Below are 12,295 nucleotides of genomic sequence, written 5' to 3'. Positions count from 1 at the left end.
GATGAAACGGGCACAACGTACCCGTAAAGCGATCAATGCAGAAGACTATCTGATGAATGCTGTCGAAGCGCCTGAACATCATTCGCATTGAAAATATAATGACTACCGCAATAATCACAGTGCATGTCGATTTCACCATCCTGTTCCAGAATGTGGTTGACTTCCTGATCGGACAGCGTGATTAATGCATCCGCACAACGCTCGCGTGAGCAGTGACATTGAAAGGATACCGCCTGCGGTTCATATACCGTGACGTCTTCCTGATGGTACAAACGGTACAGTACGTCGTGTGCAGACAAGGTAAACAACTCTTCCGCCTTGACGGTGGCAGTGAGCTGCGCGAGGTGATCGAAATCGTCGCGGCCGGCATTCTGCGCTGGCAGTACTTGCAACAGCATACCCGCCGCCATACGGCCGTCGTGCTGACCAGTGCGGATAAACAGCCGGGTTGGAAGCTGTTCTGATTGCTGGAAATAGTTTTCCAGACACTCGGCCACGGTTTCTCCTTCTAAGCCAACCACGCCCTGATAGCGTTCGCCCTCGGTCGGCGTGATGGTAATGACCAGATAGCCATTGCCCACCATCTCTTTGAGTGAGCTCCCGGCGGCGATGTCACCCTGAAGGCGAGCCACTCCGCGCATTTGCTGTAGATGATTACCGTTAATCACGGCCAGTTTGAGCGGACCGTCACCCTGGAGCTGGACGGTAATATCACCACTGAATTTCAGCGTTGCCGTCAACAGGCTGGTCGCCACCAACATTTCTCCCAGTAAAGTCTGTACTTCTGCCGGGTAGTCATGATTGGCCAGCATGTGCTGATAGGTATCGCTTACTGTCACCAACTCGCCACGAACGGCATAATTTTCAAACAGATAACGATGTAGTTGGTCATGAGTGGTCATAATATTTTCTCGCTGTGGCGACAGAGGATCGATACCCGCCATCTTTCCAAAATCTATAGGGTATCTTTCCGATCGCTGTATTTAAATTTAATCAGATCCCGTCGTTCTTTCTTGTCAGGACGACGGTCCGGGTGTGGCATGGTCAGCGCATTCATTTTTCGCGCCAGAGTCAGCTTTTCCCTTTTCTCAATGCTGCCGTCCGTTTCCTGATATAACGCCTGAGCGTCTGCCGCGGTTCTGCGCTGGCTGCTGAGCGCCAGCACAATGACGGTTCGCTCGTCATTCCCCTGACGCAACTTGATCTCGGCGTTCAACTCAACCAGCTTGCTCGGTTTGCCGCGCTGCCCGTTGTAATGCACTTTGCCGCCCTCGATCATTTCGCGCGCGATAGCCCGGGTTTTATAAAAGCGCGCGGCCCATAGCCATTTATCCAGACGAACGGCATCGTCAGTCTTGTCGGTTGCTTTCATCATGAATCCTCCTGATTACTGCTTCGTGACGCTACTCAGCCTATTATCCGAGCTTCATCGAGCGGTGCAGCGACGGTAGCAGCGCAAAATAATCATTCATGGATGGATATCGCCGGAATGATTTTTCCTGCTGGCTGGAGTCGGGATTGCTGACGCCCAGACAGTAGCGAATACCGAACGTTTGCGCGGCATCCAGAATCGGCTCGCTGTCGTCAATAAATAACGTCCTGGCAGGATTAAACCCGGTTTGTTGCTGTACAGCCTGCCATAGCTGCTGATTCTCTTTCGGATACCCATAAGTGTGGGTAGAAAGTAATAAATCAAGGTGCTGATCCAGCCCGGTATGTTCAATTTTAACCGCCAGACTATGCGGATGGGCGTTTGTCAGCAGTATGGTCTGTTTTCCGCTATTGCGCAGGGCCGACAAAAACGGCGTGGTGTCTTCACGCAGGCGGGCACGGTCGCCGATATCCGTCGTCATTTGGTAGATATCCAGCCCCAGCCGTTCACTCCAGTAATCAAAACAGTACCAGTTCAGCGTGTGTTGTACGGCCTGATATTCCCGTGCGATCACCTGCTTTGCCTGCTCAACGCTGATACCGTGTTTATCACTGATAGATTGCGGCACGAGCTGCAACCAAAAATAATTGTCAAAAGCCAGGTCCAGCAGGGTGCCATCCATATCCAGAATGACGGTGTCAATGTTGGGCCAGTCGAAGTCAGGGCTCATAGCTACTCCAGATGCAGAACGATTACCGATAAAAACAGAACCCGATAATCCTATAACGCCGCCGGTGTATGGCGGAGAAACTAATGCGTATGTTTGTCAGAGTAACATAACCCTTGATGATAATTGGCAGGGATGACGATCAGGATAGCGGGGAGCGATTGTCCGGCAATGCCCCTGCCGTATGAAAACGTTCGGCATAGTAATGCTGAATGCTGGTTATCCGCTGTTGACTCTTGCGTATTTTGGTGACGAGCAGCGCCAGATTGACGAGCAGAATCACAGAGAAAAGCAGCAATAGCAGGCAACTGCCCAGATAGCGCCATAGCGTAATCATATCCGGCTCACTATGGAGGCTGATATGCTGCGTGCCGTTGGCGTCGGTATTGAGTTGAGTAATCACACCGGCGGCATTAAACGGCGTGTGCAGCAACATAGCGGACAGCCGTTGGAGCTCTTGCCATTGGTCTGAAGCCCGATACTCGCTCAGCGGCATCGGCGGCAAAGGATGGCTGACCAACTGGCGTCCTTCATCGCTTCGAATCAGGAACCCTCCCGGCGGCGGACTATTCAGTGAGTCCGCCGCGTTATTGATTTCCTGATAGAAGAAAAAATCGGTTGAGCTGTTGACGAGTGATTCCAACGCTTCCGCGCTAACCGGGCGCAACAGTACATTCATGCCTTTCAGCGCACCCGAATCGGCCCGTTTTACCAGGACATCCCAGGTTTTGACGTTGCCTAAATTGATGAGGGCATTTTTCAGACGGATACAATCGCCTTCCTGTTCACAAAGGGTCTGTGTTTTCAGTACGATATCCGAAAAGTTATTCAGCAGAATCATGCCTGATTTCTGAATGGCGGAAGCAAGCTGCGAATTTATCTGCCCGTCTTTATCCGTTTGCGGATGTAGCTGGCTATTCACGGTCTTCAGCAATGCGGACGCCTTTTCAATAATGTCTGATTCCGGCAGCGGCAATGGATCCGCGTGATTCCAGTAAATTGCGGAACAATCAAAAGGGGTAAAGGCATAACTCAGCGGCGTTGCCGCGGGCTGGATCCCGGCGGGGACATAGCACATCCCCGATCCTTGTACTTCCAGCGTATCACCGATTTTGAGTGGTATCTTTTCCAACTCATCCACCTGAACTACTTTGATATGTTGCGCTCCCTGAAGCCATGCCATGCTGAGTTTTAATGGCAATTCCAGTGGAACATTAGTGATTAACAGGATCAGACTGAGGAACGACCCCGCTGCCAGCAGCAGATTTTTCCCCCATGGCTGTAAGGGAAAGTGTTTCACTTCATCATGCAATGACAGGTGCTCGCCTTGTCGGATGACCTGCCGGTTCAGATAGATATCAACATCGGTTTTTCGTCCCAGATCGTTACCGATATAGGGTTGCCAATGCGGCGGATAAATCAGGTCGATATTGCCGAGCGAGATATTACCTAACCCCTGATTGGATTCGCCAAAGAGTCCGAGACTCTGCGGTGTACCGTGCAGGCAGTGAACATCCCGCAATTCCTTGTGGGAAGGCGAGCGAAAAAGCTGCCAGATAGCCCAGGCCGCCAGTAAAGCGGCGGTGCCGGTGAGCCAGGGCAGCAGGGGGATGGGGCTGTTCAGACTGATAAATAACAATAAAAACGACAGACATAGCACGGCGGCTTCTTTCAAACCGCCGGAATGGTGGATGGCATGCTCCTCCCGGGTTTCCTTGCGGATGGTAATCAGCTCGGCGTGTTCATTCTCTTCCTGACTGATGGATGCGTTAAGCATCGGAATATTTGGCACGGACATGGCTTCGGGCGTGTCTATGCACTCTGCCAGCGAATGTCCATTCAGGGAAATGACCAGGGGGATGGAACGGGTTTTGATCAGCTCAACGCTGTTATTCTCGGTAATATATTGTTCCCAACTGGGGGGCAGGTGAATTTCCTGCGTATCAATATAATAGCGCCACTTATTTTGTGAATCAGTACGTAGACCATAGCGCGTGATGGTATGGGTAATCGGATAAACCCGGTTACTTTGTAATGAACGGGGAAGTCGCGGCTGCGCATTGGGCGTATCAAGCGGCGCCGTTTTCTGCGTGTTTTCCTGAGCGAGATACTGTTCAACAACCTGACGTTCTTCCAGCGTCAGCTGGCGAGGTAACGATTGTGTCGCAGGCAATGGCTTAACGAATGGCAAACGCTCGCGCATACGGTAGATAATAAAAACACCGACAGCGATTAGACAGGCAAACAATATAGCCAGGATGGTAAATATTGTGCTCATCTTATCTCCATTCCAAAGCAGCCTGCTCCTTGTCGTTGCCAGAGTTTAACAAACCTATGCAATCGATGATAACCCGTATGGTCTTGTTTTTTTGGATTAATAATTAAAAAACAACGGAAACTCACTGCGTAAGGGGATGATAGTAACAAGCAGAGGGAGTCGCTAAAATAAGGATCATCTGATTTTTCGCCACGATATTGACTTTTGGCGATTGTTTTAAATTCGCTAATGTATATGGCATGTTACGGAAAAGTAATTCACAATCGCAGTAGTTGCAGCGAGAGGGTTGTTAACGCACAATGTGAGCAAGATCAAAGAAGAATATTAACGATCCTTTTTCATTAGCGGCACGCCAGCATGCGGGGTGAAGGTAGTGGCTATCGTTCATCCAGGTTGGATTAAGGTGTCGTTCTGGTCGTAATATTCCTATGGGGCCATTATGAGTCATAACCTGCAAAAACCCAAAATCCTTAAGGTAGAGACGGTTGCGCGTTCACGCCTGTTTAATGTTGAATCCATCGATCTGGAGTTTAGCAACGGCGTACGCCGGGTTTATGAGCGGATGCGACCTTCCGGGCGTCAGGCCGTGATGATTGTGCCGATCATTGACGATGAACTGTTGCTGATCCGCGAATATGCCGTGGGGATTGAACAGTATGAACTTGGCTTCCCAAAAGGGCTGATTGATCCAGGTGAAACGGTATTTGAGGCGGCCAACCGTGAACTGATGGAAGAAGTCGGATTTGGCGCAGAACAAATGGATCTGCTGGCGACATTGACGATGGCGCCTTCTTATTTTTCCAGTCAGATGAATATCGTGGTGGCCCGCGGCTTATATCCGCAAACCCGGGAAGGCGATGAGCCGGAACCGATGCCGAAAGTGCGCTGGCCCTTAAGCGACATGATGTCGCTGCTACAGGACCCCGACTTCCGGGAAGCGCGTAACGTTAGCGCTCTGTTTTTAGCTCAGGATTGGCTGAACCGTTCATCGCGTTAATCGACGTATGATAAGCAAAAAGGCGCAGAAATCTGCGCCTTTTGTGTTCTGAGGCGCCTCAGAACAGTTCTTCGCTTTGTCCGTTATCCATCAGTGTCGTGCCAACTTCATGCACTTCATATTCGGTCGGCTGCGTTCCTTCAATAAAGTATTCGGAGCGACTGTTTCCCCCCCCGTTGGACAATCTGCCGCTGCTGCGGTCGATCGTCACGCTGACGATACCGGGCGGCGGCGTCAAAGGCTGTTCGGGTACGTCAGCCAGTGCGACCTTCATAAAGTCGTCCCAGGCGGGTTGAGCGGATTTTGCACCGCCTTCATAGCCTGAAATCTGATCCTTAATGACGCCAGACGCGCTGCTGGTGCCGAGATCCCGGCGGTGATCGTCAAAGCCGATCCAGACAGAGGTAACCAGGTTCGGGCCGTAGCCAGAGAACCAGGCATCTTTGGAACTGTTTGTTGTGCCGGTTTTTCCGCCGATATCACGACGCTTCAGTTCACGACCGGCACGCCAGCCAGTCCCCATCCAACCCGGTTCACCGAAGACGTTACTGTTCAGCGCATCTTTGATCAGGAAGGCCAACGGTGTACTGATCACATGTGGAGCATAAGGTTGTGCGGTACTTTGCTGGGCTTCCTGTGGCGTAACCGGCTCAAGTTGCGGCATTGGCAGTACACCCTGCGGATTTTCCCGAGAGGTCGCGACGTTTTCCATACTATCGGCAGACAACATCAAAGAACGCGATGTTTCACCATACACTAACGGCAAATTACAGGTATCGCAGACCACTTTCGGCGTGGCGGTAAAGATGGTACCGCCGGCTTCGCTCTCGATTTTGGTGATGAAATACGGATCAACCAGATAGCCACCGTTAGACATCACGGCATAACCGCGTACCACCTGAAGCGGGGTGAAAGACGCCGCTCCCAGCGCCAGCGACTCGGTATGAACGATGTTCTGTTCAGGGAAGCCGAAACGCCGTAGGTAATCGGCAGCATAATCGACGCCCATGGCCCTCATGGCACGAACCATTACCACATTCTTGGACTGTCCTAAACCCTGACGCAACCGGATCGGGCCGTCATAGGTTGCCGGCGAGTTTTTAGGCCGCCAATCCGAACCTGCGCCCGGATCCCAGCGTGTAATCGGTACGTCGTTGAGGATGGTTGCCAGCGTCAGGCCTTTATCCATGGCGGCGGTGTAAAGGAAAGGCTTGATGTTAGAACCAATCTGGCGCAGCGCCTGTGTCGCACGATTGAAATTGCTTTGGTTGAAGTCAAAACCGCCAACCAGCGCTTCAATCGCCCCGTTGGTTGGGTTGAGGGAGACCAGCGCGGAGTTGACATCCGGCACCTGTCCCAGCCACCAATCATCATCTACCTTACGCACCCACACTTGCTGACCGGTTTGCACGACATCGGTGACGCGTTTAGGTGTCGGTCCCTGTTGGGTATCGGAGCGATAAGGACGAGCCCAGCGCATACCGGCCATTGGCAGAGAAATGTTGCTGCCGTCAGACATCACCGCAATGGCTTTATCGGCGGTGGTGTTGATGATGACGGCGGGGAACATCGGGCCGTAGACCGGCAGCGTTTTCAACGTGGCGACAATTTTCGCCTGATCCCAGGCGCTTTCGCCCACTTTCCACAACACCTTGTCCGGACCGCGGTAGCCGTGGCGCATGTCGTAGGCTATGACGTTATTACGCAGAGCATCCTGTGCCGCCAGCTGTAATTTTCTGGTAATGGTGGTGTAGACCTTGTAGCCGTCGTTATAAGCGTCGTCGCCATAACGTTTCACCATTTCCTGACGCGCCATCTCGGCGATATACGGTGCGGAGAAGGCAATCTGCGGCGCATGATAGTTGGCTTCCAGCTTCTCGCTACGCGCGGCGTCATACTCAGCCTGAGTGATGTAGTTTTCATCTCTCATGCGGGTCAGCACCACATTACGGCGAGCTATCGCGCGGTCATAGGAATAAAGCGGGTTAAAGGTTGAAGGCGCCTTCGGCAGACCGGCAATCATCGCCATTTCACTCAGCGTCAACTGATCGACAGGGCGGCCAAAGTAAACGTGTGCCGCGGCTCCGACGCCGTAAGCCCGGTAGCCGAGATAAATCTTGTTCAGATAGAGCTCAAGAATTTCATCTTTGGTGAGCAGTTGCTCGATACGGATCGCCAGGAAGACTTCCTTGATTTTACGTATCAGCGTGCGTTCCGGGCTCAGGAAAAAGTTTCTGGCAAGCTGTTGCGTAATGGTGCTGGCCCCCTGCGAAGCGTGGCCGGATGTTAACGCAATCGAAGCGGCACGAATAATCCCCACCGGATCGACGCCGTGGTGCTCATAGAAACGGCTGTCTTCCGTTGCGATAAAGGCGTGAACCATTACCGGAGGAATTTGATCCAGTTTCAGCGGGATGCGGCGTTTCTCACCAAATTGAGCAATCAGCTCACCATCGGCGCTGTATACCTGCATGGGGGTTTGCAGCCGAATGTCTTTCAGCGTGGCGACATCGGGCAACTGTGGTTCGATATAACGGTACAAACCATATATCGAGGCTGCTCCCAACAGGATGCAAGTCACTGCAAGGATGAGTAAATACTTTACGAACTTCACCTGAGATTTTCCATTCAATAGCGTTTGGACAGTTTATAAACAATCGCGCGCTAGTATAAAGGTAAGCCAGCACTGTGGATACGTTCTTTTATACCCTGCAGCTTGAAAAGCGATTGGGTGTATTAAATAAGGATATCGGGTTGAACATGGCTTATCACATCTGGCGGGTTGGATTGGATATACAAAATGGTTTCATGCGCGCGCTGGCGGTTCAGCATCGCCGCTACGGCTGGCAACTGCGCCACTGGTGGCAGTTCCCATTACCGGACGACACATTACGCTCGGGTAGTTTACACCATACTGAGGCACTTTGTGAGGTCTTGCTGAAATGGCGTCGGTTGTTGCCCCGTCATATTTCACTACGTGTCGCTTTTCCTGCCCAACAGGTATTGCAACAGCGCCTGTCTGCGCCGGATAACCGATTGCGAGAGCCTGAACGCAGTTGGTACATCGAGAGCATGGCGGCTCGCAAGCTGCCGATAAGCAGTGACTCGCTATCAATGGATTACCGTGAGGATCCGCACGCGCCCGGTTCTTTATTAATTACCGCCGCGCGGCGAAGCGAACTGGCGCGTTGGCTTGAATGTCTGCATGCCGTGGATCTGCATCCTGAGGTCGTTGATATTTCGGCTTGCGCCATTCGCTGTATGGCGGCCCTTGCCGGACTCAAAAACAACCGAATTTTCCTGCATCGTCTGGTAGACGGATGGCTTTGGGTTTCTCCGCTGAATCATGCCTTTCATTTCGGCATGATTCACGGCGATGAATGGACGGAGGAGTCCGCGATTCTGCCATGGGTCAGCGCCCGGTACGGGCAGCAGATTGATGATGTCGCCTATTACAGTAGTACCTCCTCTTCTTTTACGACGGGGAGCGAGTCTGATGCGTTACTTTCATGGTCACCGCTGGTGGCGTTTAACCACATGCAGCCGCCACTACCTGATTTTCCCCCAGCTTTTGTTATTGCGGGTGGTCTGGCTTTACGCCCCGGAGATGCCTGAATATGCTGCTGGTCAATTTTTTACCCTGGCGTCAGCGGCGTTTATGGCGCCGCGCACGTAATTGGCTGATGGCGCTGCTGCTACAACTATTGTTGGCCGCCGTTCTATTCGGGATCGTTTACTCGCTCTGGCATCGGCAATATACGTTGTTACTGCGTGAGCTGGGCGACGTATCCGCACAGCGCCAGCAATGGGTTGCACAATATCAACAGACCCGCCAGATATGGGAAAAGCTACAGCAGCATCAGGCACAGCATGAGGTTGACGCGGCAGGGAATCGCCACAATCAACGCTATCTCAGTCTGCTGGAACAGCTCTCATTGATGATGCCGGAACGTCTTTGGCTGACGGAGATCGCCGATCGTGGAACACACCTGTCGATCGCCGGGATGAGTGAAAACTATACCGACATTGTCAACCTGAACCGGGCGTTGGGTCGCCACCCTTCAATGGGGAGAGTTCGTATTCTCAATGCGCTCAGACAGCAGAACGGGCGTTCGCTCTTGCATTTTGCCCTTCAGGCTGACTGGCAAACCGAAGAGCCTGCTGGCAGTGGAGTTGCACATGACTAACCCAATGCTTAACTGGACCGTCTGGATAAGTCAGCCATTTTGGCTACTGGCGATAGCGCAAATTGCTCTGATGACGGTTTTTATCTTGCTGGGGAACTGGCTGGTGTTGGGGGAGGTCAGGCGGGAGATGGCGGATGTCGAACAGCAGATTGGCGAGCAATCTCTCGGTATACAAAATATTCAGCAGCAATTGGCCACAATGCCGGCGCTTGCCGACATGCAAACGCAGTTAACCGCATGGACAACGGGTAAGGCACCATTTCATGTGGATAGGGTGGCGCAATTGGCGACGGAACCGCTTTCCCGGTCTGGCGCCGTACTGCTTTCCTGGCAGCCCGCTGTGCGGCAATCAACGCTTATCGCTGAGGAAACCGCCTGGATATTGACCTTCCGTTCAGATTATCAGGGGCTGTTAAACGTAGTACGTCAGTTTATTTCGCTGCCCTATGTGCTGCGAATGGATCAATTGGTTGTGAAATCAACGGAAAGTTCATCATATACGGACAGGGCGTTGCATGTCGAAATGACCGTAATGAGACCCACAATCGGGCGGGGTAAGAAAGTTGAATAAGGTGATCGGTCGCATCCGTATAGCGCTGTTGCCCATTGCCTTATGTACTCTGGCTCCGGTGTCGGGCAATGCGCTGGAAATTCGCCGCGATCCTTTTCACCCCTTATCTATCGCAGCCTGCTCCCAAATCAATGCGACGCAGCAATGGCAAATGAAAGGTGTGATCGGTACTGGCGAGCATTGGGTGGGATGGCTGGAACAGTCAGACGACCAATGGATAAAACTGAAGCAAGGCGAAGTGATCCCGCCGGGCAGTTGGCAGGTCAGCCAACTGAATAAATCGGGGATGCAATTAACGCCGGTGGCGAGGACCGGAAGCTGTGATGGCTTGCCAGCGATGGTTTCTCTGGCATCCCCGTTCATTAATAAGCTCGTCGCTCACTAGGCGCACGGTTCGGTTTGGCAACGGCTGTCTACAACAAGGAAGGTTATGAAGCGTCGGTTTGTGTTCGTACAGAAAATGATGGTGCTAACGTTACTGTTTATCAGCCTGTTGGCCCCGGCAAGGGCAGCGCAGCGGGTATCTATGGCGTTTGAAGATACGGCTATTCAACGGGTGCTTCAGGCGCTGGCGGATCATCAACAGTTAAATCTGGTTGTCGCTCCCGGAGTAGAGGGCAAACTGAATGTTCGGCTGGCGGAGGTTCCCTGGCAACAGGCGTTGGATATCGTTTTGCGCATGGGGCAATTGACAGTAGAACGTGATGGCAATGTATTGTTGGTCTATCCTGCCGGACATCTTGAGGCAGTCGAACGTCAAAAAGAGGAATCGCTCGCTCAACAAACCCAAAAGCAACCGCTGCAGAACCTTTCTGTTTCGTTGCGGTATGCGGATGCAACCGAGGTGGCAACCAGCGTTCAGGCACAAAAAGGGGCGTTGCTGACGGCGCGCGGTAGCGTGACGGTGGACAAGCGAACCAACACGCTGTTGATTCGCGATACGGAATCCGCGTTAGCACAGCTCAAACCCTGGGTGAGTGAACTGGATTTACCTTTGTCACAGGTGCAATTGGCTGCACATATTGTGACGATCAGCAGTGAGAACCTGCAAGAGCTGGGGGTGAGCTGGGGGCTGGGAAGTAGTGAGATGGCGAACAAGGCGCTCAGGCTAAACAATTTCAATGTCAGCCTTCCTGTCGAAACGCCGGCGGTAAATGCCGGGTTTCATCTGGCTCGGTTGAATGGCCGATTGCTTGATTTGGAGTTAATGGCGTTAGAGCAGGAAAATCAGCTTGAAATCATCGCCAGTCCCAGGCTGTTTACCGCGCATCAGCAGACGGCCAGTATTAAACAAGGAACGGAAATCCCTTATCAGGTTTCCAGCGGCGCCAGTGGCTCAACGTCGATTGAGTTTAAGGAGGCTGTTTTGGGGATGGAAGTGACCCCCAGTATTCTGCGGGCCGGGCGCATCACGCTAAATTTGAAGATCAGCCAGAATATGCCGGGACAGACGATAAAGCAGAGTGACAATGGTGAAGCGTTGGCGATTGATAAGCAGGAAATACAAACGCAGGTCACGGTGGCCGATGGTGAAACCATCGTTTTGGGCGGGATCTTCCAGCAACAGAAGAAGAACAGTCGTCGTCAGGTGCCCGCTTTAGGCGATATTCCGGTATTGGGGCATTTATTCAAAAACAATACGCAGCAACATACCCGAAGGGAGTTGGTTATTTTTATCACGCCGACGCTAATTCCCTCGTGGTAAAAAGCGAATAGCGGAAAGTCTTGTTCGCTGCCGTGGAGCGGGTGAATGGACATGTAAGATGAGGGAGGCGTTGCGGGGGCCGCCGGGGAAAGATCGGTACTCTGTCGGCGTGCGTCTTATTCCGCTCAACCGCTCTGTCATAAGGCGGGGATTGGGCGCGTGCTGAATTCACCGGGCTTCTTATTTGCAGCGCAACGTCGTGTTTTCATGACAACGGTGTAATATTTTGATTGATTCATGGCTTCTAAGTTTGACGCTGCGGCGGATTTAGCTTACAAGGGTTAGCGAATTGAGCACTGAAGTGTTGTTCCACCGAAAATGTCGATAAAACACACTATATTATCCGCTTGGCTAAGGTGTGACATTTTATTCGGTTGCCAAACTACCCTGAGTATTGAGATAATTTTTTGTCTGATTCTCGCACTATCGCTCATGAGGTTTCAGTTTAGGTCCCGTCG

At 52.2% G+C, this 12,295-nt stretch carries 11 protein-coding genes; 6 read left to right on the top strand and 5 right to left on the bottom strand.

Annotated elements, in window-relative coordinates:
• Nucleotides 1-32 precede the first annotated feature (32 nt).
• The 4 genes from hslO to B4923_RS12705 all read right to left on the bottom strand — a co-directional run bounded on the left by hslO (nt 33) and on the right by B4923_RS12705 (nt 4,377).
• Nucleotides 33-902: an Hsp33 family molecular chaperone HslO gene (gene hslO / locus B4923_RS12720; RefSeq protein ID WP_109054871.1), complete on the bottom strand. Its 870-nt coding sequence runs from the start codon at nt 900-902 to the stop codon at nt 33-35.
• A 53-nt stretch (nt 903-955) separates the two neighbouring features.
• Nucleotides 956-1,375, bottom strand: coding sequence for a ribosome-associated heat shock protein Hsp15 (gene hslR, locus B4923_RS12715; protein ID WP_109054737.1), 420 nt, complete (start codon nt 1,373-1,375; stop codon nt 956-958).
• Nucleotides 1,376-1,415: 40 nt separating this feature from the next.
• On the bottom strand, nt 1,416-2,102 hold the full coding sequence (gene yrfG / locus B4923_RS12710) for a GMP/IMP nucleotidase (protein ID WP_109054736.1): 687 nt from the start codon (nt 2,100-2,102) through the stop codon (nt 1,416-1,418).
• A 139-nt stretch (nt 2,103-2,241) separates the two neighbouring features.
• Complete coding sequence (locus tag B4923_RS12705; protein ID WP_109054735.1) at nt 2,242-4,377, bottom strand: intracellular growth attenuator family protein; 2,136 nt, start codon at nt 4,375-4,377, stop codon at nt 2,242-2,244.
• Between the two features lie 439 nt (nt 4,378-4,816).
• Here B4923_RS12705 and nudE point away from each other — a divergent pair, with 439 nt between their 5' ends.
• On the top strand, nt 4,817-5,374 hold the full coding sequence (nudE, locus tag B4923_RS12700; protein WP_109054734.1) for an ADP compounds hydrolase NudE: 558 nt from the start codon (nt 4,817-4,819) through the stop codon (nt 5,372-5,374).
• Nucleotides 5,375-5,432: 58 nt separating this feature from the next.
• On the opposite strand, the gene mrcA is transcribed toward nudE, so the two are convergent.
• The gene (gene mrcA, locus B4923_RS12695; protein ID WP_109054733.1) at nt 5,433-7,988 is read right to left on the bottom strand and encodes a peptidoglycan glycosyltransferase/peptidoglycan DD-transpeptidase MrcA; all 2,556 of its coding nucleotides are present in this window, start codon (nt 7,986-7,988) and stop codon (nt 5,433-5,435) included.
• Between the two features lie 146 nt (nt 7,989-8,134).
• Here mrcA and pilM point away from each other — a divergent pair, with 146 nt between their 5' ends.
• The 5 genes from pilM to hofQ all read left to right on the top strand — a co-directional run bounded on the left by pilM (nt 8,135) and on the right by hofQ (nt 11,837).
• Nucleotides 8,135-8,989 carry a type IV pilus biogenesis protein PilM gene (pilM, locus tag B4923_RS12690; RefSeq protein WP_109054870.1) on the top strand — a complete coding sequence of 285 codons (855 nt, stop codon included), beginning with the start codon at nt 8,135-8,137 and terminating at the stop codon, nt 8,987-8,989.
• A 2-nt stretch (nt 8,990-8,991) separates the two neighbouring features.
• Nucleotides 8,992-9,561 (top strand): PilN domain-containing protein, encoded by a 570-nt coding sequence (locus B4923_RS12685; RefSeq protein ID WP_109054732.1) that lies wholly within the window; start codon nt 8,992-8,994, stop codon nt 9,559-9,561.
• Nucleotides 9,554-10,132 carry a hypothetical protein gene (locus B4923_RS12680; protein ID WP_109054731.1) on the top strand — a complete coding sequence of 193 codons (579 nt, stop codon included), beginning with the start codon at nt 9,554-9,556 and terminating at the stop codon, nt 10,130-10,132. The genes B4923_RS12685 and B4923_RS12680 overlap by 8 nt, the downstream gene beginning before the upstream one ends.
• 1 nt (nt 10,133) lies before the next feature.
• Entirely contained in the window at nt 10,134-10,517 is a 384-nt protein-coding gene (locus B4923_RS12675; RefSeq protein WP_245929586.1) for a HofP DNA utilization family protein, read from the top strand.
• Nucleotides 10,518-10,595: 78 nt separating this feature from the next.
• Nucleotides 10,596-11,837 (top strand): DNA uptake porin HofQ, encoded by a 1,242-nt coding sequence (hofQ, locus tag B4923_RS12670; protein ID WP_425428627.1) that lies wholly within the window; start codon nt 10,596-10,598, stop codon nt 11,835-11,837.
• Nucleotides 11,838-12,295 lie beyond the last annotated feature (458 nt).

The organism is Brenneria roseae subsp. americana (assembly GCF_003115815.1).
Taxonomy (GTDB): Bacteria; Pseudomonadota; Gammaproteobacteria; order Enterobacterales; family Enterobacteriaceae; genus Brenneria; species Brenneria roseae.
This window is presented reverse-complemented; position numbering and strand designations above follow the sequence as displayed.

Coding starts and splice junctions, on each gene's coding strand:
- B4923_RS12685 (WP_109054732.1), top strand. CDS start 8,992: ATGCTGCTGGTCAATTTTTTACCCTGGCGTCAGCGGCGTTTATGGCGC.
- hslR (WP_109054737.1), bottom strand. CDS start 1,375: ATGATGAAAGCAACCGACAAGACTGACGATGCCGTTCGTCTGGATAAA.
- yrfG (WP_109054736.1), bottom strand. CDS start 2,102: ATGAGCCCTGACTTCGACTGGCCCAACATTGACACCGTCATTCTGGAT.
- nudE (WP_109054734.1), top strand. CDS start 4,817: ATGAGTCATAACCTGCAAAAACCCAAAATCCTTAAGGTAGAGACGGTT.
- pilM (WP_109054870.1), top strand. CDS start 8,135: ATGGCTTATCACATCTGGCGGGTTGGATTGGATATACAAAATGGTTTC.
- B4923_RS12680 (WP_109054731.1), top strand. CDS start 9,554: ATGACTAACCCAATGCTTAACTGGACCGTCTGGATAAGTCAGCCATTT.
- hofQ (WP_425428627.1), top strand. CDS start 10,596: ATGGTGCTAACGTTACTGTTTATCAGCCTGTTGGCCCCGGCAAGGGCA.
- hslO (WP_109054871.1), bottom strand. CDS start 902: ATGACCACTCATGACCAACTACATCGTTATCTGTTTGAAAATTATGCC.
- B4923_RS12705 (WP_109054735.1), bottom strand. CDS start 4,377: ATGAGCACAATATTTACCATCCTGGCTATATTGTTTGCCTGTCTAATC.